This is a genomic window from Amycolatopsis alkalitolerans, from assembly GCF_006152065.1.
GTDB lineage: Bacteria > Actinomycetota > Actinomycetes > Mycobacteriales > Pseudonocardiaceae > Amycolatopsis_E > Amycolatopsis_E alkalitolerans.
This window is the reverse complement of sequence record NZ_VDFW01000016.1, coordinates 109761-131641: the sequence shown is the minus strand read 5'-3', so window position 1 is coordinate 131641 and position 21881 is coordinate 109761. Positions and strand designations below refer to the sequence as shown.

23 protein-coding genes are annotated in these 21881 nt (G+C 70.1%); 10 read left to right on the top strand and 13 right to left on the bottom strand.

Translation table 11 applies throughout. From position 1 onward, the window contains the following. Positions 1–6 precede the first annotated feature (6 nt). Genes FG385_RS19295 through FG385_RS19270 form a run of 7 tightly spaced genes read right to left on the bottom strand, consistent with a single transcriptional unit; the run spans position 7 to position 6797 of the window. Positions 7–774, bottom strand: coding sequence for a putative hydro-lyase (locus FG385_RS19295; protein ID WP_139098153.1), 768 nt, complete (start codon positions 772–774; stop codon positions 7–9). 9 nt (positions 775–783) lie between these two features. Next, positions 784–2094, bottom strand: a complete 1311-nt coding sequence (locus tag FG385_RS19290; RefSeq protein ID WP_139098152.1) for an NRAMP family divalent metal transporter — start codon at positions 2092–2094, stop codon at positions 784–786. Next, the gene (locus tag FG385_RS19285; protein WP_139098151.1) at positions 2094–3083 is read right to left on the bottom strand and encodes an LLM class flavin-dependent oxidoreductase; all 990 of its coding nucleotides are present in this window, start codon (positions 3081–3083) and stop codon (positions 2094–2096) included. The genes FG385_RS19290 and FG385_RS19285 overlap by 1 nt, the downstream gene beginning before the upstream one ends. 10 nt (positions 3084–3093) lie before the next feature. After that, complete coding sequence (locus FG385_RS19280; RefSeq protein ID WP_139098150.1) at positions 3094–3867, bottom strand: GntR family transcriptional regulator; 774 nt, start codon at positions 3865–3867, stop codon at positions 3094–3096. Between the two features lie 55 nt (positions 3868–3922). After that, positions 3923–5182 (bottom strand): MFS transporter, encoded by a 1260-nt coding sequence (locus tag FG385_RS19275; RefSeq protein WP_139098149.1) that lies wholly within the window; start codon positions 5180–5182, stop codon positions 3923–3925. A gap of 29 nt (positions 5183–5211) precedes the next feature. Next, complete coding sequence (locus tag FG385_RS33980; protein WP_160148843.1) at positions 5212–5367, bottom strand: (2Fe-2S)-binding protein; 156 nt, start codon at positions 5365–5367, stop codon at positions 5212–5214. A gap of 11 nt (positions 5368–5378) precedes the next feature. After that, the gene (locus FG385_RS19270) at positions 5379–6797 is read right to left on the bottom strand and encodes a UbiD family decarboxylase (protein WP_139098148.1); all 1419 of its coding nucleotides are present in this window, start codon (positions 6795–6797) and stop codon (positions 5379–5381) included. Positions 6798–7239: 442 nt separating this feature from the next. Between FG385_RS19270 and FG385_RS19265 the strand changes: the two genes are divergently transcribed. Then, entirely contained in the window at positions 7240–7821 is a 582-nt protein-coding gene (locus FG385_RS19265; protein ID WP_139098147.1) for a UbiX family flavin prenyltransferase, read from the top strand. Here FG385_RS19265 and FG385_RS19260 read toward each other — a convergent pair whose 3' ends face one another. Together FG385_RS19260 and FG385_RS19255 are read right to left on the bottom strand one after the other, a co-directional pair. Then, positions 7822–9651 (bottom strand): HAD-IC family P-type ATPase, encoded by a 1830-nt coding sequence (locus tag FG385_RS19260; protein ID WP_139098146.1) that lies wholly within the window; start codon positions 9649–9651, stop codon positions 7822–7824. 3 nt (positions 9652–9654) lie between these two features. After that, the gene (locus tag FG385_RS19255) at positions 9655–10305 is read right to left on the bottom strand and encodes a PASTA domain-containing protein (RefSeq protein WP_139098145.1); all 651 of its coding nucleotides are present in this window, start codon (positions 10303–10305) and stop codon (positions 9655–9657) included. 474 nt (positions 10306–10779) lie between these two features. Between FG385_RS19255 and FG385_RS19250 the strand changes: the two genes are divergently transcribed. Genes FG385_RS19250 through FG385_RS19235 form a run of 4 tightly spaced genes read left to right on the top strand, consistent with a single transcriptional unit; the run spans position 10780 to position 14514 of the window. Beyond that, positions 10780–13119, top strand: coding sequence for a sensor histidine kinase (locus FG385_RS19250; protein ID WP_268815933.1), 2340 nt, complete (start codon positions 10780–10782; stop codon positions 13117–13119). Between the two features lie 21 nt (positions 13120–13140). Next, on the top strand, positions 13141–13566 hold the full coding sequence (locus FG385_RS19245; RefSeq protein ID WP_139098144.1) for a roadblock/LC7 domain-containing protein: 426 nt from the start codon (positions 13141–13143) through the stop codon (positions 13564–13566). Next, entirely contained in the window at positions 13566–13928 is a 363-nt protein-coding gene (locus tag FG385_RS19240) for a DUF742 domain-containing protein (protein WP_139098143.1), read from the top strand. Before FG385_RS19245 ends, FG385_RS19240 begins: the two co-directional genes overlap by 1 nt. Beyond that, the gene (locus FG385_RS19235; RefSeq protein WP_139098142.1) at positions 13909–14514 is read left to right on the top strand and encodes a GTP-binding protein; all 606 of its coding nucleotides are present in this window, start codon (positions 13909–13911) and stop codon (positions 14512–14514) included. Before FG385_RS19240 ends, FG385_RS19235 begins: the two co-directional genes overlap by 20 nt. A gap of 281 nt (positions 14515–14795) precedes the next feature. On the opposite strand, the gene FG385_RS19230 is transcribed toward FG385_RS19235, so the two are convergent. After that, positions 14796–16172, bottom strand: a complete 1377-nt coding sequence (locus tag FG385_RS19230) for a tryptophanase (RefSeq protein WP_139098141.1) — start codon at positions 16170–16172, stop codon at positions 14796–14798. An 18-nt stretch (positions 16173–16190) separates the two neighbouring features. Then, positions 16191–17318, bottom strand: a complete 1128-nt coding sequence (locus tag FG385_RS19225; protein WP_139098140.1) for a tryptophan dimethylallyltransferase family protein — start codon at positions 17316–17318, stop codon at positions 16191–16193. Positions 17319–17826: 508 nt separating this feature from the next. Here FG385_RS19225 and FG385_RS19220 point away from each other — a divergent pair. Continuing rightward, a complete protein-coding gene (locus FG385_RS19220) occupies positions 17827–18039 on the top strand; it encodes a hypothetical protein (protein WP_139098139.1) in 213 nt (70 codons plus the stop codon). On the opposite strand, the gene FG385_RS19215 is transcribed toward FG385_RS19220, so the two are convergent. Further along, complete coding sequence (locus tag FG385_RS19215) at positions 18014–18904, bottom strand: carbamate kinase (protein WP_139098138.1); 891 nt, start codon at positions 18902–18904, stop codon at positions 18014–18016. The genes FG385_RS19220 and FG385_RS19215 overlap by 26 nt on opposite strands. 118 nt (positions 18905–19022) lie before the next feature. On the opposite strand from FG385_RS19215, the gene FG385_RS19210 reads away from it, so the two are divergent. Together FG385_RS19210 and FG385_RS19205 are read left to right on the top strand one after the other, a co-directional pair. After that, complete coding sequence (locus FG385_RS19210; RefSeq protein WP_139098137.1) at positions 19023–19274, top strand: hypothetical protein; 252 nt, start codon at positions 19023–19025, stop codon at positions 19272–19274. After that, entirely contained in the window at positions 19271–20338 is a 1068-nt protein-coding gene (locus tag FG385_RS19205; protein ID WP_139098136.1) for a lysylphosphatidylglycerol synthase transmembrane domain-containing protein, read from the top strand. Before FG385_RS19210 ends, FG385_RS19205 begins: the two co-directional genes overlap by 4 nt. On the opposite strand, the gene FG385_RS19200 is transcribed toward FG385_RS19205, so the two are convergent. Then, complete coding sequence (locus FG385_RS19200; RefSeq protein WP_139098135.1) at positions 20339–20737, bottom strand: hypothetical protein; 399 nt, start codon at positions 20735–20737, stop codon at positions 20339–20341. A 122-nt stretch (positions 20738–20859) separates the two neighbouring features. On the opposite strand from FG385_RS19200, the gene FG385_RS19195 reads away from it, so the two are divergent. Further along, complete coding sequence (locus tag FG385_RS19195; RefSeq protein ID WP_139098134.1) at positions 20860–21615, top strand: slipin family protein; 756 nt, start codon at positions 20860–20862, stop codon at positions 21613–21615. Then, positions 21612–21881 (top strand): DUF1918 domain-containing protein, encoded by a 270-nt coding sequence (locus FG385_RS19190; RefSeq protein WP_139098133.1) that lies wholly within the window; start codon positions 21612–21614, stop codon positions 21879–21881. Before FG385_RS19195 ends, FG385_RS19190 begins: the two co-directional genes overlap by 4 nt.

Genomic DNA, 21881 nt, shown 5'->3' with positions numbered 1-21881 from the left:
ATCCTCTCAAACCGCGTAGGTGTGGTCGGGCACGTCTGTCACGAACATATAGCCCGGCGCGTGGGTGATGGCGAACGGCGGGCGCGAGGCCATGATCGCCGCCTGCGGGGTGACTCCGCAGGCCCAGAACACGGGCACCTCGCCCTCGCGGATCTCCACCGGGTCCCCGAAGTCCGGGGTGGACAGATCCTCGATGCCGAGCGCCTCCGGTTCGCCGATGTGCACCGGGGCGCCGTGCACCGCGGGGAACTGGCCGCTGATGCGCACCGCGTCGGCGACCCGCCCGGCGGCGATCGGGCGCATCGACACGACCATCGGCCCGGACAGCCGTCCGGCCGGACGGCACGGGCGGTTCGTCTGGTACATCGAGACGTTCCCGCCGGTGGTGAGGTGGCGGATCTCGATCCCGGCGGCGAGCATCGGCGTCTCGAACGTGAAGCTGCAGCCGATCAGGAAGGTGACCAGGTCTTCATTCCAGTACGCGGTGATGTCGCCCGGCTCGTCGGCCAGTTCGCCGTCCCGCCACACGCGGTACGCGGGCAGGTCGGTGCGCAGATCCGCGCCCTCGGCGAGCGCCGTGTGCGGGCTGCCCGCGTCGGTCACGTCGATGATCGGGCACGGTTTGGGGTTGCGCTGGCCGAACAGCAGCGTCTCGTAGGCGTACTCACGCGGCACGATGATCATGTTGGCCTGGGCGAACCCGGGCGCGTAGCCCGCCGTCGGCACCCGCAGCCCGTCGCGGAACCGCTTACGGGCTTCGGCGGGACCAGTCATTGCGCCTCCCTAGTGGAAGATGGATCCGATGGATGTCAGCGACTCGACGGCGGCGTAAGCCGTGAACAGCCACGCCGCGAGCCCGGCGCCGAGCAGGACCCTGGGATAACGGTACTGTGCCGTTCGTTCCCAATCCGACGGCAGCCACGGCGGAAACGGGTTTCTACGAGCAGGTCGGCTGCGGACCGTATCCGCCTCCTTTCGGTCGGATTGGTAACCCGCGATGAGGTCGCGGCGCCGCAGGGCGACCCAGAGGATGATGCCCAGCCCGATCGGCAGCACGAGCCCGTTGATCGCGCCGGCGAACACCAGCATCGACTGCGGGGTCTGGCCCGCCGCGATGAACACGATGGTCGCGAGTCCGATGAGGACGATCACGGCCCGGTTGAAGTGGCGGCGCACCGGGGCCGCGTAGGACTGCAGGAACGTCGCCGTCGTATAGGAGTTCCCGATCGTGCTCGTCATCCCGGCGGCCCAGAACACCAGCCCGAACAGGTGCAGCCCGGCGGTGCCGAACGCGGCGAGGAAGCTCGACCCGGCCGCGTCGTTGCGGTTGGCCAGGTGCGCGCCGGTCGCGATCACGCCGAAGAAGCCGAGGAACAGCACGATCCGCAGCACGCACGCGACGAGGATGCCGGTGAGCGCGCCGCGGTGGATGCGCTTGAGGTTCCCCACCCCGGTGATGCCCGCGTCGATCAGCCGGTGCGCGCCGGAGTAGGTGATGAACCCGCCGACCGTCCCGCCGATGAGCGTCAGGATCGGCAGGAGCGGCAGGCCGTGCGGGGCGACCGTGCCGACCGCGGCCTGGCCGACCGGGGGCGCGGTGACCGCGACGAGCGCGATGATCAGCGCGATCTTGACCAGGCCGAGCACGACCATCACCCGGTCCACCGCGGTGAACACGGACTTCGCGAGGAAGATGCCGATCGCGAGGCACCCGCTGATCGCCGCGCCGATCCGGGAGTCGATGCCCAGCAGGTTGTGCAGGCCCAGCCCGGTGCCCGCGACGTTGCCGATGTTGAACACGACCGCGCCGAGCACCACGAACACCGTGAGCACCTGCCCGGCGCCGGGGAACACCTTGCTCGCGAGGTCCTGCGCGCGCTGCCCGGAGATGCCGAGGATCCGCCACACGTTCAGCTGCACCGCGACGTCGATGATCATCGACACCACCACGGCACAGGCGAACGACGCGCCATAAAGGACGGTGAACGACGCGGTCTGCGTGATGAACCCGGGACCTGCGGCGCTCATCGCCATCAGCACGGCCGCGCCGAACAGCGGCGGGACGCGGAGCCGGGTCTTCGTGAGCGCCGCCATCAGGACGCCAGCCGTGGGCCGATGACCTTCTCGAACGCCTCGACATCGGCTTCGGGCAGGTCGTAGGCGGACTCGGCGGTGTGCGATGGGAAGAAGAACACGTTGTCCACACCGGACTCTTCATGCGCCCGCACCAGCCGGTCGGCGCAGTACTCGGCCGGGCCGAAGAGCCCGAAGGCTTCGCAGACGCCGGCGGCGAGCTCCGTCGAGATCGAGTCGGGATCGTGGTCCTCGGCGAGGTCGATTCCGGCCGCGCGCAGCCACCGGAGGTTCGCCGTGCTGGGATAGCACAGGAACTGCTTGCCCGGCCGGTAGAACCGGCGCGGCCATTCGCGCGCCGTCTCGAAGGGTTCGATCGCGGTGGGCACGATGAAGATCTCCTCGGTCGAACCGGGTGCCCGCCCCGCGCGCCGTTCGCCCGCTCGGATGTGCTCGCGCGCGGCTTCGATGCTCTTGGGGTGCAGGCCGACCAGCATCATGATCCCGTCGGCGAACTCCCCGGCCAGTTCGAGCATCTTCGGCCCGGCGGCGAGCACGAACACGTTGGGCGGCGTCGGGGTGGCGTTGTTCATGAACAGCTCGTGACCGTCCACAGTGGCCTTTTCGCCGGCCAGCAGCCGGCGGATCGCGGCGACCGCCTCGGCGAGCTGCTCCCGCCGCGCCCGGGGCTTCCCGGCCTTCTCCACGGAAAGGAAGCCCGGCGCGAGGGTCAGCAGGATCCGGCCGGGGGCGATCTCCGCGAGCGAGTTGGCCGCGGCGGCGAGTACGAGCGGATGCCTGGTCAGCGGGTTGCTGGTGGCGGGGAACAGGGTGAGCCGTTCCGTGGCCGCGGCCGCGAGCGTCAGCGCGGAGTAGACGTCGCGCCCGGAGTGGTGGTGATCGTTCACCCCGACGCCGTGGAACCCGGCGTCCTCACAGGACCGGATGAACTTCGCCAGTTCCGGCAGCGGCCTGCCGACCGGCACCCGGATGCTCACCTTGACGGGCAACGGGAACTCCTCACTGGTCCAGGTACGTACGGATGACCGAGAACCGCAGGTAGTCGTCGTTGACGTGGACGACGGTCACGGCGACGGGCAGTTCGTTGGCGCGGATATGCGTATGCCGCAGGCGGAGCACGGGATGGGACCGTTTGATGCCCAGCGCGGCCACGACCGGTCTCGGCGGCAGCACGGGGCGCACCTCGGCCACCGAGTAGCAGACGGAAAGCCCGGCCGAATCGGCGAACTCGAATGTCGAGCGGCGCGGGTCGAGGTGCTCGGGGTCGTCCCCGAGCAGGTTCGCCGGGACGTAGTCGACGCTGTGCACGGCCGGTTCACCGTCCGCCTCGAACAGCCGCTCGATGCGCAGCGCGGCGTCCCCGGCGGCGACCTCCAGCGACGCGGCCGTATCCTCGTCGAGCTTCACGACGCGCTGGTCGAGCGTGCGCGCCCCTGGCGAATACCCGGCCTGTTTGAGCAGATCGACGAACGGGCTCGCCTCTGCGAGGTTCGCCGTGATCCCCACCGCGTGCCGGTTGATGAACGTGCCCTGGCCGTGCAGCCTGCGGATGCGGCCTTCCTTCTGCAGGGACTGCAGTGCCGAGCGGATCGTCGCGCGGCTGACGCCGAGCGCGGTGCTCAGCTCGGCCTCCGAAGGCAGGCGGAACCGGCCTTCCTGGCCGAACTTCGTGATGGCGTCCCGCAACCGGTCCTTGGCCTGCCGGTAGGAATCGGCGGCGACGCTGCCGAGCACGATCGGTTCCGCCGCCCGCGCGCGGTTCCGGGTGATCATCCGCGGCTCCTCCTAAGACGTCAGACGTCTAATCTCTCAACGGCACGATACCCGGTCAGGAGGGCAGCGGGCGACCCCGGGTCTCCGGCAGGAACAGGATCGCGCCGATGCCGAGCAGGTAGACGATCGCGGACAGGGCGGCGGCATTGCCCACCCCGCCGAGGACGCTCGCGAGCAGGCCGGTGACCAGCGCGCCGATCGAGGCGAGCACCCTGGTGAGGTTGAAGATGGTGCCGATGGCGCTCGCGCGCACCGCGGTCGGGAACAGTTCCGGGGTGTGCACGGTGTACCAGCTGAAGATCCCGCCCGCGGCGTAACCGGCGAGCAGTTGCAGCAGCACCGCCGTGGTCGCGTCGTGCACGAGCAGGAACACCACCGGGATGAGCACGAGCGCGCCCACGAAGTAGCCGACGGTGGTCAAGCGGCGTCCCCAGCGTTCGGCCCAGTAGCCGAACACCACGCAGCCCGCGATCTCGCCGGCGTTGTAGAGCGCGGACGCCCACCCGGAGAAGAAGCTCGCGCGGTGCGGGGAGAGCGCGCCGACGTAGGACGGGAGGTAGGAGCTGCTCGCCCAGAAGCCGACGGTGATCGCGACGGAGACGAGTAGCGCCAGGCCGAGACGCTTGCGCGGCAGTGGCGCGGCCAGCTGCCGGACGAGGTCGCCGGCCGAGCTCCTCTTGTGCTCGGACCATTTCTTCGATTCCGGGATCGCGCGGCGCAGCACGACCACGAGCAGTGCGGGCAGTACGCCGACGAGGTAGACATAGCGCCACGAGATGGCTTGTGCGGAGTTGAACAGCACCCACAGCAGCGAGACGATCAGACCGCCGGCCGAAAACGTGCCCTGCAACAGCCCGGCGCCCCTGGTGCGGGCGTGCGCGGGCAGGATCTCCTGGAGAAGCGCGACACCGACGGCCCATTCCGCGCCGATTCCCAGCCCGGTGAGAAGCCTTGTCGCGGCAAGGGTTTCCCAGTTCGGCGCCAGCGCGGACAGTCCGGTGAACACGCCGTACAGCGCGACGGCACCGATCATCGTCCGGCGGCGGCCGATCCGGTCCCCGGCGAACCCGCCGGCCACCCCGCCGATCGTCCACCCCGCGAGGCTGATCGCCAGCAGGTACGCGAAGTACTGCGAAAGATGTGGCAGCTCGGCCTTCGGCAGCAGGTCGTGCAGCGACGCCGGGCCGGTGGTGATGAGCGCGAACGTCTCGTAACCGTCGAACATCCAGAACACCATGGTGACGGCGAGCGCCGCCCGTTCGGTGCGGGTCAGGCCGCGCAGCCAGCCGCGAGGTTCGGTCCGTGTGGATGCCATCGTGATTCTCCTGGTTCCTGAGGGCGGCTTCAGGCCTGCTGCACCGGGTGCAGCTCGTCCCTGGCGCGGTAGCCGAGTTTCGTGCCGGTGCGGCCGAGGCCGTCGCGCGGCACGTCGGCCAGTGCGCGCAGGGGCGGCGCCGCCACGGTGACCGCTCGCCCGTTCACGGTGAACGTGATCGACATCGTCTTCCTTCCTAGTCCCACAGGCCCGCGACCGAGGTGACGTCGTGCACCGCGGCGGTGTCCACGGCGCGCACCGCTTCCCCGGGCACCCGCGCCCTTGGCGGGAACACGACCGGTGGCGCGGGTTTGGTCGCGTCGACGATGACCGCCGAGGACATGCGCGGGGTGCGGCCGCCCTCGGCGTCGTAGCGCCAGTTGGTCGGCAGCAGCCCGCCCGGGCCGTTCCACTGTGGAATGATCTGCAGGTCCCGCGCCGCGTCGAATCGGGTGCCGATCGCCCAGGAAACCTCGCGCTCGTCGTACACGTCGATGTCGTCGTCCACGACGATCACCGCTCGCAGGTTCTCCGGTTCGGTGTTGAACGCGGCGAAGGCGGCCCTGGTCGGATCGCTGTCGAACTGCTTGCGAATGGACAGGTAGCAGTGCATCCGCGTGTGCAGCGGGATGTTGACCGCCTTGAGCCCCGGGACCTTCTGCCGGACGGCCTCGTGGATGCTCGCAATCCGTGGCAGTGCCCCCATCAGCCGGTGCTCGCGGCCCGAGGCCTGGATGTCCTGGAAGATCGCGTCCCGGCGCATCGTGATCGTGTCGATCTCGATCACCGGTTTGAGCCCGCCGCCGACGTAGTGTCCCGGCCACTCCGCGAACGGGCCCTCCTCGGCGCGTTCCTCCGCCAGGATGCGGCCTTCGAGCACGATCTCGGCCCGTGCCGGGACGAGCAGGTCCGACGTCAGCGCCGGGACCAGCTCCACCGGTTCCCCGAGGAACGCCCCGGCCGCGTCGTACTCGCCGCCGATACCCGGCACCCGCGACACCGCGCCCATGAGGAACGCCGGATGGTGCCCGATGACGATGGCGACCGGCGTGGGCTCGCCTCGTTCGGCGTAGCGGCGGTAGATGGTGCCGCCGTCGTGCGAGCCGAAGAACCACACGCCCATGCGCTTGCCGTCGTAGACGTGGTGGCGGTAGATCCCGGCGTTGAGGGCGCCGGAATCGGGATCGCGCATGAGGGCCACCGCGGCGGTGAGGAAGGGCCCACCGTCCAGCTCGTTGTGCGTGGGGATCGGCAACCGCCGCAGATCGGCGTCGTCACCGGTCCAGATCACTTCCTGTACGGGGGCTTCGGTGACCCGCACCGGCGGATGCGCCGCCCGGTGCTGGCCCGCGAGCGAAGTGCGGGTGAGCGTCTCGACCGGCACCCCGAGCGCCAGCGCCATTCTCTCGTGCGTGGCGACGAGGTTGGTCAGGCACGGGATGTCCACACCGGACACGTCGGTGAACAGCAGCGCGGGATACTCGGCCCGTTCGTCGTACCACGCGCCGTATGCGGTGATGCCGAACCGGGGGTCGACGGGGGCGCTCACCTGCTTGAGGCCGCCCGGATCCTGCTTCACCAGGTCTGTCAGGAAAGTCCGGAGATCCTTCGTCATGACGCGAGTCCTCTCCATCGCGGGACAGCGGGCCCGCAACGCGCCGGCGGGCACGTGGTCGTGGCATTCGGTGCGTCTCCCAGATCGAGAGGAACTCCGCGCCGAGCCGGATCCGCATCTGCGCGTCCAGCGGCCCGAACGGCTCGTCCATCAGGTACACGTCCGGGTCGTGGGCCCACCGCGACTTGTCCAGTGTGGACCGTCCGCCGGTAGCGCCGGTCGAGGTCGTCCTGGGTGCGGCTCGTCAAGACTGCCTCCTAGATCGGACGTCTGACGTCTGTCGAACCATAGGTCGGCTGTTTCGGGGGCACAAGACCGTCTCAGATATCGATACTGGTTGCCACAAGGCTTTAACGCGCGTGCAACACAGGCTGCTCCACCAGGGAAATCCGCGGAGCTGTCTATTTGGTCGTCAGACCTCCTGGCCGTTATGGTGGCGACCATGACCAACGACGGTGAGGACCGGTCGCGGCTGGTGGTCGGCATGTCCGGTTCGAGCGCGCCTCAGCTGGGCATCGCGCTGCTCACCGAGCTGCGTGCGTTCAAGGCCGTCGAGACCCATTTCGTGCTGAGCGAGGGCGCCCGGCGCAGTATCGAGCTGGAGGCCGGCCTCGACCCGGACCAGGTCGCGTCGCTCGCCGACGTCAGCTACGACCCGCGCGATCTGGGCGCCGCGATCGCGTCCGGTTCGTTCCTGACCCAGGGCATGGTGGTCGTCCCGTGCTCGATGCGGACGCTGTCGAACATCGCCACCGGAAACTCGGACAACCTGCTCACCCGCGCCGCCGACGTCACCTTGAAGGAGCGCCGCCGGCTGGTCCTGGTGGCGCGGGAGAGCCCGCTGAACCTGGTCCACATCCGCAACATGGAGACGGTCACCCTCGCCGGCGCGACGGTCTTCCCGCCGGTGCTGGCGCTCTACCACCGCCCGGCGAGCGTCGACGAGCTCATCTCGCAGATCGTCGGCAAGGTGCTCGACCAGTTCGGCATCGCGCACACGCTCTTCCGCCGCTGGGGCGAGTAGTCACCGTCGCAGGCTGAACCGCGCGGCCCGCCGCCGCAGATGCCGGTTCTCGATGCGGGGCTTGGGCCCGGCCGGCGGGGCGGCGCGCCCGAAGAAGAGGCGTTTGCCCAGCTCGACGAGCCCGAGATAGCACACGACCATCCCGGCGAGCGTGGCGAAGAACGCGAACGGCAGCGGGTGGAAACCGAGCTCCTTGGCGAGCGGGGTCGCGGGCAGGATCGCCCCGGCGACGATGACGCCGAGCGCGGACAGCAGCAACGGCAGGCTGGGCCGGCTCCGGAAGAACGGGGTCCGGCGCGTCCGGATGGCGAACAGCACGAGCGTCTGCGTGGCGAGGGACTCGACGAACCAGCCGGTGCGGAACTCCGGCGGCCCGGCGTGGAACACCCACAGCATGACCCCGAACGTCACGAAGTCGAACACCGAGCTGATCGGGCCGAAGAACAGCATGAACCGCCGGATGAACCCGACGTCCCAGCGCGCCGGTCCGGCCAGCTGCTCCGGGTCGACCTCGTCGCTGGGGATCGCCAGCTGGCTGGTGTCGTACAGCAGGTTGTTCAGCAGGATCTGCGAAGGCAACATCGGCAGGAAACCCAGCAGCAGCGAGGCGCCCGCGGCGCTGAACATGTTGCCGAAGTTGCTCGACGTGCCCATCAGGACGTACTTCATCGTGTTGGCGAAGATCCGCCGCCCCGCCATCACCCCGTCGGCCAGCACGTGCAGGTCCTTCTCCAGCAGGATCACGTCGGCCGAATCCTTCGCGACGTCGGTCGCGGAGTCCACGGAGACCCCCACATCGGCGGCGTGCAGCGCGAGGGCGTCGTTGACCCCGTCGCCGAGGAACGCGACATCGCCATGCGTACGCCGCCGCACACCGACGATGCGTGCCTTGTGCTGCGGGCTGACTCGCGCGAACACGGTGGTGGTCGCCAGCGCGGTGGCGAGCTGCTCGTCGTCGAGCCGGTCGAGCTCGGCTCCGGTGAGCGTGCCCTCGACGGCCAGTCCCAGTTCCTCACACACCTTGACCGCGACGGCGGGGTTGTCTCCGGTCACCACCTTCACGGTGATGCCCAGCCGGGCCAGGCGGTCCAGGGCTTCGGCGGCACCCCGTTTCGGCGCGTCGAGGAACACGAGCAGCCCGGCCAGGCGCAGGTCCCGCTCGTCCGCGGCGGTGACCGTGGTGAGCTCGTCGGCCCGGCGCAGCGCGACCGCGACGACCCGGTTCCCGGCGGAGAACTCGTCGTCGAGCGCGGACCGCATCGCGGCAGGGACATCGGCGCACCGGTCGAACACCGCCTCCGGGGCGCCTTTCGTGACCAGTGTCCGCCCGGATTTCTCCAGCAGGACCGAGGACATCCGGCGCTCGTGGTCGAAGGGCAGGTCCGCGACCCGGTGATAGCCGCCGGTGTCCGCGGTGCGCGCCGCGGGGGAGGCCCACAGCGCGCTGTCGAGTGCGTTGCCCTCGGGATCGCTGCTCAGCAATCCCCAGCGCAGTGCCTCGTCCGAGGTGGCGCGCATGAAGCTGATCCGGCCCTCGGTCAGGGTGCCGGTCTTGTCGGTGAACAGCATGCCCACGTCGCCGAGATCCTCGATGCAGACGAGCCGCTTGACGAGCACCTTCCGCTTGCTCATCAGCCGCGAGCCGGCGGCGAGGCTCGCGGAGACCACGGCCGGGAGCAGCTGCGGGGTGATCCCGACGGCGATCGCGAGCGAGAACAGCAGGGCGTCGATGACCGGCCGGTGCAGCACCACGTTCAGGACGAAGATCGAGGCCGTCAGAACGGCGGCGACCTGGACGAGCAGCAGCGAGAACCGGCTTCGTTCCGGCAGGTTTCAGGTGACCGTTTCGCCCGTCACCTCGTCGCGCATCTTGCGGCCGGTCTTGGGATCCGGTTTGGGGCGGCGCGGTTCCCGCACGCCGGAACCGCCGCCGCCGCGGCGGAGCCACAGCGTCACGGCCGATCCGGGCGGCACCTTCGCGCCGGACTCGGGGCTCTGGTCCACGACAACGGCTTCGTGCCAGTCGCTCTCGGGCAAGGCGGGTTCGTCCGGATCCGGGCTCGCCGCCATGAGATCGTTCTTGGCCAGCAGTGCGCGCGCGTCGTCGAAGGACCTGCCGATCACGTTCGGCACCTTGACCGTCCCCTGGCGGCGCCGCCGGCCCGCGACCTCCGCGCCGGCGCGTTCGCGTATCTGCACCGCGAGATCGCGTTCGGGCTGGGGTGCTTCGTCGAGGTCGCGCCAGCGCTCCCAGGCCGACTGCCGCGTGACACCGAGCCGGACCGCGATCTCCGACCAGGGTTTGCCGGCGGAGCGGGCGGTCCGGACCGCGTCGAACTCGGTCTGGTCGAGCAGGCGCCGGACGAGCCCGAGATCGGACAGCGCCGTCAGCGCGTCGTCGCCGTCGGGCGTGTTCTCGCGCCACCACGCCAGGCGGCGCCATGCCTGCTGGCCCTCGGGCCACAAGTCCGCATTCTCGTGCATGCTGTCAGGGTAGCCTGACAGGCGGCCCGTGTCCAGAATGTGCGCGAGTCCTCGATGAGATCAGAAGTTCGAAATCGTCTCCGTGGCACTCGGACCAGTTCGCCACCTTTCCTGGAAAGCGCTTTCAGGCGACGCCCTCCTGGGGAGCCGCGGTGGCCGGGTGGATCCGGCGCGCCGCGGTGGCCGGCGGTGCGGGGACCCCGTGTGGTGTGGGCTTATGGCCCCAATAGGGGGGTGTGGGTGGACCGTCCGGCACGGTGCGCAATGATCTGCGCCGACAGGATGACAGTCGGACGGTCGGTGGTCTTCGTGCGAAACAGGGCGGGGTTCCCGAATCGGGAATGGCGGGCGAGGCAGGCGCGGCCGGCTGGGAAAACCATTTCATCCTTTGTCGACAATGAGCTTGACAAGGGTGGTTCACTACCTTCCCGTAGTGGGTTCGCCGGCAGTGATTCCAGCCTCCCATGGAGCGTCGTGAAGAGAAAAGAGCAGACGGGCGTCGAGGGCCACAAGTCGATCAGGAAGCGTTTGACGGGAACCGTGCTGATTCCCAGTATCACGCTGCTGGTGATGTGGATCGGCGGCTCCGCGTACTTCGTCATCCAGGGCATCTACGTACGGACCGTGGCCTCGACCGTGCAGGACGTGTCGATCCCCGCCGTCACCGCACTCGGTGCCCTGCAACAGGAACGGCAGCTGAGCCTGGTCTACCTCGACGGCGACGCGGTCACGCTGCCCGATCTGCAGCAACAGCAGCAGTCGATCGATCCGAACCTGGCCAGCCTGCGCTCGGCGATGGACTCGGCGGCCGGTATGGCGCCGAACGACATCGCCCAGCGGATGCGCAACCTCGAGACGAACCTCGACCAGTTGCCGGTCATCCGCACCCAGGTCGATCTGCGGACCGCGAGCAAGGCGCAGGTCAACGACTTCTACAACCATCTCATCGACACCTCGGCCGAACTGTTCGACGCGCAGGCCCGCACGGTGCCGGACGTGACCGCGACCCAGGGCGCGATCGGGGCCACCGAGATCTTCCGCGCCTCGGACGAGATGTCGCGGGCCGCGTCACTCGTGTCGAGCGCGTTCGCCGCCGGTGTGCTCACCCCGGCCGACCACCTGCAGTTCGCTCAGCTGGTCGGGGCCTATCGCACGGCGCTGGCGAAACTCGCCCCGTTCATGGTGCCCGATGCCGCCGCCCGGTACCAGCAGCTGACGGCGAGCGACGCGTGGCAGCGGCTCGCGGCCGACGAGGACGCGATCATCACCCGCGGCCCGGGTTCGTTCCGCCAGAACTCCGGCGGCCTGCCCGTGCTCGAAAGCGACTGGCGCACGGTCACCGGTCAGGTCTCCACCAGCCTCGTCGGGCTCACCGTCGACCAGGCCGACCGGGTCTCCAGCCAGGCGCTCGCGGACGGGAACACCAACCTGCGCAACGCGATCCTCGGCAGTATCGCCGCGCTGCTGGCCACCATCGCGTCGATCTACGTCGCGATCCGGGTTTCGCGGACCCTGGTGGACCGGACGCTGGTGACCCGGTTGCAGCGCCTGCGCGACGATTCCCTCGCGCTGGCGCAGACGCGCCTGCCGAGCATCGTGAACCGGCTCAAGATCGGCGAATCGGTCGACATGAACGCCGAGCTGCCACGGCTCGACCACGGCCGCGACGAGATCGGCCAGGTGGCCGAGGCGTTCAACATGGCGCAGCTGACCGCGGTCAACGCCGCGGCGAGCGAGGCGAAGGCCCGAAGCGGTGTGAACAACGTGTTCCTCGGTATCGCGCACCGCAATCAGGGCCTGGTGCACCGGCAGTTGCAGATCCTCGACCGGATGGAGAGCCAGGAGGACAAGCCGGATCAGCTCAAGGGACTGTTCCAGCTTGACCACCTCGCCACCCGCGCCCGCCGCACCACGGAGAACCTGATCATCCTCGGGGGCAAGCAGCCGGGGCGGCGCTGGCGCAAACCGGTGTGGCTGATGGACGTGCTGCGCGCGGCGGTGTCGGAGACCGAGCATTTCGCCAGGGTCGAGGTGGAGGCCGTGCCGCAGGTGGCGATCACCGGCGCCGCGGTGGCCGACACGATCCACCTCGTCGCCGAACTCGTCGACAACGCGACGTCGTTCTCCCCGCCCGGATCCCAGGTGCACATGACCAGTACCCGGGTCGCGCGCGGGGTCGTCGTCGACGTCGCCGATCAGGGGCTCGGCATGACCGACGAGGTCCGCGACTGGGCCAACCGGATGATGGCTGAGCCGCCCGAGTTCGACGCGATGGCGCTCAAGGCGGACGCGAGCCTCGGCCTGTTCGTGGTCGCGCGGCTGGCCGCCCGGCTGGGCATCAACGTCATGTTCGACACGTCCCGCTACGGCGGCACTCGCGCTACAGTGCTCATTCCGACCGAACTGCTGGCGACGGGAGACGAGGTGGCCGACAGCGCCGAGCCCGAGTTCCGCGGCGCGGCTCAGGTCGCCGCGTTCGACGAGCAGCCCATGGCGCGGACCGGTGGCGAACGCCGCGAGCCGCCCTCACCGGAGCCCCGGCGCCGCCCGCCGGCACCCGCCGCGCCCGCACCGGAACCGGCGCGCGCGGTGACGACGATGCTGCCGCCGGAGCCGGAAACCGCGCCGGTGCGCAGGGAACGCCCGCCGCTGCCGCAGCGCGAACCGCAGCAGAACCTCGTCGCTCAGCTACGCGACGATCCGGACTTGGAGGCGACGGACCACGAGCGGTACGCCACCCGGACCCTGGGCACGATCTCGGCGTTCCACCGGGGCACCCGCCGGGGGCGCGACGCGGACGAAACCACTGAGTGAGAGGGAAGTCGGAGCCCAGCGATGAACGAGAAAGATAGTTCCAAGGCCGAGCTGAACTGGCTGCTCGAGGACATGGTCGACCGCGTCGTGGGTGCCCAGCACGCCGTTGTGCTGTCCGCGGACGGGCTGCTCATGGGCAAGTCCGCCACACTGTCCAAGGACGACTCCGACCAGCTGTCGGCGATCGCGTCGAGCCTGCAGAGCCTCGCCAGGGGCGCGAGCCGGCATTTCTCGCGTGGTCCCGTGCTGCAGACCCTCATCGAGATGGCCGAGGGATACCTGTTCGTCTCCGCGGCCGGGCAGGGCGCCTGCCTCGCGATCCTCGCCGAGGGCAGCGTCGACGTCGAGATGATCGCCTACGAGATGAACCGGCTCGTGAAGCGCGTCGGGGACTACATGAGCTCGGCGCCGCGCGAGCCCGTGCGGTCCGGGCCGGAGCACGGCTGATGGCGGACCAGGAGTGGTACGACGAGGCGGCGGGACCGCTGGTCCGCCCCTACGCGATCACCCGCGGCCGCATCCCGACCGAGGCGGCGATGGACGTCGCCACCCAGGTGATGGCGATCCGCGGCCGGCAGGATCCGGTCGGGCTCGCCCCGGAACACCTGGCGATCCTCGAGCTGTGCCAGACACCGTTGTCGGTCGCGGAGATCGCCGCGTACGTCCAGGTGCCGCTCGCGGTGGTGCGCGTGCTGTGCACCGATCTCGTCGAGCGGGGCGACGTCATCGTGCGCTCTCCCTCTCAGCCGGCCAAGGGCCCGGATCGTCAACTACTTCAGGCGGTACTTCATGGACTCAACAACCTCTAGCGAAGGCGTGATCCCGACGCCGGTCAAGATCGTCATCGCCGGCGGTTTCGGTGCCGGCAAGACGACGATGGTCGCCTCGGTCAGCGAGATCGTGCCGCTGTCCACCGAAGAGGTGATGACGCAGGCGAGCGACGGGATCGACGACCTGACCGGGGTCGAGCGCAAGACCACCACCACGGTGGCGCTGGACTTCGGGCGGATCACCATCTCCCCGCACACGGTGCTGTACCTGTTCGGCACGCCGGGGCAGGACCGGTTCTGGTTCATGTGGGACGAACTCGCCCGCGGCGCGATCGGCACCGTGGTCCTCGTCGACACGCGGCGGCTCAACTCGAGCTTCGCGGCGATCGACTTCTTCGAGCGGCGCCGGATGCCGTTCGTCGTCGCGGTCAACTGCTTCGACGGCGCGGACCGCTACGAGGAGCACGAGATCCGGCGGGCGCTGGCGCTTTCGCCCGGCGTGCCGGTGATGTTCTTCGACGCCCGCCAGCGGGAGTCGAGCAAGCTCGCGCTCATCCGTCTCGTGCGCTACGCGATGGACAAGCTCCCACCCGAACCCGCCCAACTCGCCGCCACCCCCGCCTAGTCCCACCCACCCCGAGATCTACATCCAGAACGCTGAGTTCGACGTTCAGGACGACGAGTTCGACATTGGGGACGGCGAGTTCTACGTTCGGGACGCTGAATTCGACATCGGGGACGGCGAGTCCGGCTCAATCCGCCGAGATCCCGCAGGGCTTCACCTTGTCGTCGGCTGCGTGTGAGACCCGGAGCGGCGTTTCGCCTTCCCGGTTGTCGAACTCACGAGCCTGAATGTAGATCTCGGCGTCTTGGGTGTCGGACTCGGTGTTCTGGGGTAGGTCTTGGTTAGGTGGGGAGTTGTGCCATTTTGAGGTTGAAGTGGCGCAGGAGGGGCGGGGCGTCGACGACCCGGTAGCGCGGGACGCGCTCCGGGTTCTTCGCGATGCCGGCGAGCACATCCGCCACGTACTCCAGGTGCGCCAGGGTGTACGTGCGGCGCGGGATCGCGACCCGGACCAGTTCGAACGGCGCCGGTTCGAGCAGGTTGTGCTCCGCGTCGAACTTCCCGAGATACAGCGATCCCAGTTCCACGCACCGGATCCCGCCGTCGAGATACAGCTGGCAGGCCAGCGCGTGCCCGGGGAAACCGCCCGGCGGGATATGCGGCAGGAGCCGCCCCGCGTTGAGGTAGAGCGCGTGGATGCCGGCCGGCTGCACGATGTCGACCCCGGCTTCGTTGACCAGCCTTGCCAGATGGGCGGTTTCCGCGGCGCGGGACCGCAGGTAGTCCGGTTCGAGCACTTCCCGCAGGCCCTGGGCGACCCGCTCCAGATCGTGACTCGCCAGCCCGCCGTAGGTGCGGAAACCCTCGGTGGCGATCAGGTTGACCTCGCACCGCTTCGCCGTCTCGGCGTCCCGCAGGCCGATGAACGCGCCCATCGGCGCGATGGCGTCCTTCTTCAGGCTGGCCACGCAGCCGTCGGCGAGCGCGAACGCCTGCCGGGCGACCTCACGCGGGCTGAGGTGACGGTACCCGGGCTCGCGTTGCGTGACGAGCCAGGCGTTTTCGGCGAAGCGGGCCGCGTCGAGGAAGAACGGGACGCGGTAGCGCTGGCACAACTCGCGCACGGCGTGCAGGTTGGCCATCGACACCGGCTGCCCGCCGCCGCCGTTGTTCGTGATCGTCATGAGGACCTGGCCCACCCGCGGGCCGTCCGGCCCGCTCAGGGTGCGTTCGAGCCCGGCGAGATCGATGTCGCCCTTGAACGGCTCGGCACTGTCGAGGTCGCGGGCCTGCACGCACGGCAGGTCCCGCGCCTCGCAGCCGAGCAGTTCGATGTTCGCGCGCGTGGTGTCGAAATGGGTGTTGCTGAGCGAGATCCGGCCCGGTCGCAGTACCGACGAGAACAGCACCCGTTCCGCGGCCCGGCCCTGGTGCACGGGGAAGACGTGCGGGTACGGGGTGAGCTCGTCCAGGGCGCTGCGGAAGCGGTAGTAGGAGTCCGATCCGGCGTACGAGCGGTCGGCTGCCGCCGCCGCGGCTTCCTGCGCCGCCGACACCGCTCCGGTGCCCGAGTCGGTCAGCAGGTCGATGGTCACCTTCCCGGCCGGCACGTCGAACATGTTGTAGCAAGCGGCAGAAAGCGCTTCCTCACGCTCGGCGCGCGTCGTGATCGGGATCTGCTTGACCACCTGGATCCGGTACGGCGGAAAGGATCTCATACTGCCCTCTTTTCGTGCTCACGAGGTCATCGCGGAGTTGATCACCTCGGTGCCGACCGTATCGGCCCGCCGTCGCGGCGGTGCGACCCGATAGGCCTCGGACGACAGGTAGACCGTGGTACCGGACCCGAACGGGCCGAGCCGCAGCGAAACGTGGGCCAGCAGGCCGACACCCGCGCGCAGCGGGCGCCTCGTCACCGCGTCGATCGCCCTGTCCAGCAGTTGCGGAGCGAGGCCGCGTGCGGAGAGGAAGGCGGCCACCCGGCCGCGGGCCACCTCGTCGTCCGGTACGTAGTCACGGATGGGCAGGTACAGGCTGTAGGTGCCGGGACCGGTGGGCTCGGCCTCGACGAACGAGTAGCTGGACACGAGCGGGCGGCCGGAGAACGGGCCGGCGTGGCCGCCGAGCAGGTCGCAGAATCCGCGCACCTGCGTGGGATCGGCGCCGGAGACCGCGGCCGCGGCGCGTTCGGCGTCGGCCGCCGTGGCGCCGGAATGGGAGACGTACAGCTTCACCCGGGACAGCGGGCTGTCATCGAGGTCGACGGCGAAGAAGGACAACCTGTCACGGCTTCCGCGGACCAGCGCGTGCCTGGCCGCGGTCTCGTAGGCGTCATCCAGGCCGAGCCGCCGGAAGCCTTCGACGACCAGTTCCTTTGCCCGGCCGCGGCCCCGCACCTCAGGGTTGAAGTACGCCTTGAGCCGGGGCCGGGCGCGGGGGCGCAGGATGAGCGAGAACCACACCGCGAACTTTCCCTGCGGCCGCTCGGGAAGGAAGAGTTCGGCCACCGCGGCGAACCGCTCGGTCGGAATGTGAAAGCGTTTACTCATCGCGGCGAGAAAGCGCTTTCCAGCCGCGACATCGGTGCTGTGACCAGGTTTTTCGCCTCCGGCCTCGCCAAGGACGCGGATGGCGCGCGCGCCGTCGTCGTCGAAGGCCACGGAGAACTCCACCGGGGTCCCGTCGTCGGCCACATCGGACGCGTGCGACGGCCGCTCGCGTAACGGCCGCGCCCCGGCGGGTCCGAGTAGTTCCCGCAACAGGATGGCCGGGTTTTCGTCTCCTGGCTCGAATCCGGCCAGCTCACAGAGGCCGTGCAGCTGGTTGCGGGCATGGTTGAACAGCGTCGATTCGGCGGGTCTCACAGTTGCTCCGGCGGTCGTGCGAAGGCGGGAACGGTTCACCTTCGGGAAGTCGTTGGCAGACCGTCAATCAACGTAACGCAAGATCGAGGAGACGGCATTACGCTGAGAGAGTGGTCACGCACCGCATGCGGTGACGCTGCGAGATCGCCGGAGATCTCGGTCACATTTTCCTTATGCCGCAGCCTTTCCTGTGCCACCAGCGCCGTTTGTCTATTTAGGACCAGAGCAAGCTCTGTGTAATGTAGACGGGCGCGGCGGGCGAGGTGTCTATTATGGATAGTTCGGCGGTAAGCGAGTCGATTGCGTGACGCGCTGTTCCTCGTGGTCTGGTCCAGCTGTCCGAATGCCGGCGCGCCGGGCCGGGACGTTCGCGGCCACGGAGCGCCGCCGTGCCCGGCCGGGTGGCGAAACCGGATGAATTCACCCAGCTACGGGATGGGTTCGGGCGCCCCGCTGGGCTACGTTCAAGTGCTGAGCACGGGGCAGTCGTACCAGTCGAGGGGGCCAGGTGGACGAGCAGAGCTCACCGCTGAGCACGGGCACGCGCGTCACGTACACGGTCCGTAGCGAGTGCCTGCGGGGCACCGTGGCCGGCCGGCCCATCTTCGACCAGTACACGATGGCCGTGTGGGTCCCCGTCCAGCCCGACGGCGCCTCGGCGGACGTCGAGCCCCGGCTGGTCCGCAAGGAGAGCATCATCGAGGTCGCGGCCGAGCGCTGACGATCGTGCCGCGGCTGCCCGCCGCCAGCGCCGCGGCGTCGGTGAGGCGGCCGATCGCGGCGAACCGCTCCCCACCCTCGGCGAACCGGCACGCGGCGGTGACCTTCGGGCCCATCGAGCCGTCGGGGAACGAGCGGGTGCGAAGCTCGCCGGGCGTCGCGTGCCGGATGGGGCGGGCGCCGGGAGTGCCGAAACCGTCCTGCACCGCGTCGACGTCGGTGAGCAGCAGCAAGACGTCCGCGGCGAGTTCGCGGGCGAGGAGGGCGGCGGTGAGGTCCTTGTCCACCACGGCCTCCACCCCGGTGAGGCCGTCCTCGGCGGCCCGGACGGGGATGCCGCCGCCCCCGGCGCACACGACCGTCGCACCGCTTTCGACGGCCCGCCGCAGATGCGGCAGCTCGACGATCCCGGCCGGTTCGGGGGAGGGCACCACCCGGCGCCAGGCCCCGCCGTCCGGGCGGATCGCCCAGCTCCGCCGCGCGGCGAGCCGCCGGGCCGTCTCCTCGTCGTAGACCGGGCCGACGAACTTCGACGGGGCCGCGAACGCGGGATCGTCCGCGTGCACGAGGGTCCGGGTCAGCACGCACACCGCGTCCAGCCCGGCCAGGTTGTGCAACGCCTGGACGAGCCAGTAGCCGATCATGCCCTGGGTCTGCGCGCCGAGCACGTCGAACGGGTCGCCCAGCTCCATCGCGAGCAGGCCGATCTGCGGGCCGTTTCCGTGCGTGACGACGAGCTCGTGCTCGCGGGCGAGCGGCGCGAGCGCTCCGGCCGCGGCGAGCACGTGCTTCTCCTGGATCCGCGGCCCGGGCGCCTCACCGCGCTCGAGCAGCGCGTTCCCGCCCAGCGCGGCGACGATCCTCATGCCGCGAGGGTAGCCACCGCCGGAGGGGTCCAAAGACCCACCTCAGAAGGGACCCGCTGCCCTGCACCCGGGGACCACCGGCGCGCGATCGTGGCAGGAACGAGCGCAGGAGGGTGCCATGGCGGGCGGATCACCACCAACCAGGGACAGCGCGGTCAGCGCGGCCGACGAGCTGGCCGCGGCGGTCGTGGCGGCACTGCGGCCGGACGCGGCGCCGATGGACCGCCGCCGGGTGGAGGTGGCGGTCGTCCGGCTCGGCGAAGCGCTGCTCGGGCTCATTCGCGAGTTCGATCTCGCGCCGGGGGACAGCGCGAGTGCCCGTGCCGAGCGCCTCGCCGCCGGAGTCACGTTGTCGGGCAAGGTCTGGTGATCTCGCCCCGGCATGAATCGATCTCGCGCGTCGCCCTGCGCGAGGTGATGCGCGCCGGGCGCCGCCCGACGTGGCGGCTGGTGTTCGACTGGGTGCTGGCCGCCGCCGGTATCGGAGTCGCCGCCTGGCAGCTGGCGCCGACGCTCGCGGCGGTCGACGACCTCGGTGCCCGACTTGCCGCGCTGCACTGGAATTGGCTGATCGCTATCGTCGCGCTCTCCGTCGGGTCCTTGTTCGCATACGGCGAACTGCACCGGCGCCTGCTGCGGTCCGGCGGGGCGCGGATGCGCGTCCGGACCGTGCAGACGGTCAACTTCATCGCCGACGCGTTCGCCGAGACCCTGCCCTCCGCGGGCGCCGCCGCCGGTACGGCCTACACCGTCGCGGCACTGCGCTCCAGGGGCGCCGACACCGCTCTGTCGCTGTGGTCCGCGGTGGTGGCCGCGTTGCTTTCCGCGGTGGTACTGCTGATCCCGGCCCCGCTCGTCTTCTCGGCCAACGGGCTCGTGACCTGGCTCGCGGCCTTGGCGCTGTGCTGCGCGCTGCTGGTGGCGGTCGCCGTCGCGTGGTGGGTCGTCCGGCGCCCGCGGTCAGTGCGGTGGGTGGCGCACAAGATCGTGGCCACGGCTCGCCACCTGCCCGTCGTGCGGGATGAGCGGTGGGTGCGAGAGAAGCCGAACCCGGTCGACATCGTGACCGAGCGCATCGCCGCGTTCCGGATGCCGGCGCGGGACTGGACCTGGTGCGTCCTGGTCGCCCTGCTCAGCTGGGCGGCGGACTATGTGGCGCTCGCCAGCTGCGTCGCTGCGATCGGTGAGCCCGTGCCCTGGTCGTCGGTCGCGCTCGGGTACCTCGCGGTGCAGGGGAGTATCGGGCTGCAGCTGACCCCGGCCGGCGCCGGGCCCGCGGAGGCGGGCCTGCTCGCGTCGCTGACCGCCGGCGGGATGGCCGCGGCTTCGGCGGCGGTCGTGGTGGTGCTCTACCGGGCCATCAACTGGGTGGGGCTCGCCGCGATCGGGTGGGTGGTTTTCGGCGTCACGGCGAGGAAGCACACCAGGACGTGATCAGTCCGGCAGGCGGGGCCGGGGAACCTCCGGCTCCGGTGCGGTGCTGCGCCCGGTCATCCGGGCCATCGCGATCCGGATGCCGGTGCCGAAGTCTTCCGTGACCGGTAACCCCGCGCGGTCGGCCGGAGTGAGGGGCCGGGCGAGGCCGACCCCCGTGACGACCCAGCCGCCACCGGTGTCCCGGTCGGCCACCGTCACCGACACCGTCCGGCCCGCCGCCATGCGCACGAGCGACGGGTCCTGCCCGGCCGGGACGAGCAGATCGCCGTCGCCGAGCACGAGGCAGAGCAATGGGATCGGCTCCGCGCCGTCGAACGACGCGAGCGCGGGCCGGTAGCGGTCGGGCGACCGCGCGAGCCGGACGCATTCGGTGTGGGAAAGGGTGGTCGCACGCACGCGGCGATTCTGTGGTGCGCGCGCCCCGTCGCGGCAGGGTCCAAGGTCCCTGGCCTCCGGTGCGTCGTTCCCTGTCCGGGCCGCGCGCCCGCGGCCCAGCATCGGATCCGAAGGAGGCGGCCATGAGCAGTCTGGGTGTCGCGATCGTGCGTCAGTACGAGCGGGGTGTGGTGTTCCGGTTCGGCCGGATCCGCCCGGTGCGGGAGCCGGGGATCCGGTTCATGATCCCGCTGGTCGACCGGATGCGGAAGGTGAGCCTGCGGACGGTGACCATGCCGGTCCCCTCGCAGCAGGTGATCACCAGGGACAACGTGTCGATCGGGGTGGCCGCGGTCGCCTACTTCCGCCGGGTGGACCCGGTTCGCTCGATCGTGGCGATCGAGAACGTGCAGGCGGCGATGAGCCAGATCGCCCAGACCACGGTCCGCAACGTGGTCGGCCGGTCGAACCTCGACCACGTGCTGTCGGAGACGGAGAAGCTCAACGAGGCGATCAAGACCATCCTGGACGCCACGACCGAGCGGTGGGGTGTCCTGGTCGAGCTGGTCGAGCTGAAGGACATCGAGCTGCCGCAGCCGATGCAGCGGGCGATGGCGCGCGAGGCCGAGGCCGAGCGCGAGAAGCGCGGCAAGATCATCGCCGCGGAGGGTGAGGCGCTCTCGGCCGACAAGCTCGCCGAGGCCGCCGACGTCATCGCGAAGCATCCCGTCGCGTTGCAGCTGCGGAACCTCCAAGTGCTCTCGGAGATCGCGATCGAGCGCAACTCCACCATCGTGTTCCCGGCGCAGCTGATGGACAGCTTCCGCACGCTGAACTCCTTTGTCGGCTCCGAAGCGGGGGCGTTCGTGCCGGAGGCGCGGGAAAGGAGCGCACGATGAAGGCGAAAGTGGGTGACTGGCTCGTCGTGAAGAGCCCGACGATCGGCCAGCCCGACCAGCGGGGCCTGATCCTCGAGGTGCACTCGCCGGACGGCTCGCCGCCGTATGTGGTGCGCTGGCTCGCGACCGGGCGGACAGTGCTGGCGTTCCCCGGTTCCGACGCGATCGTCGTGTCCCAAGAGGACCAGGAGGCCGCGGACGAGCGTGCCCGCGCCCGGTTCGCCTCGGTCCAGACCGCGATCACGCGCGGGAAGGCGCGCGTCTGA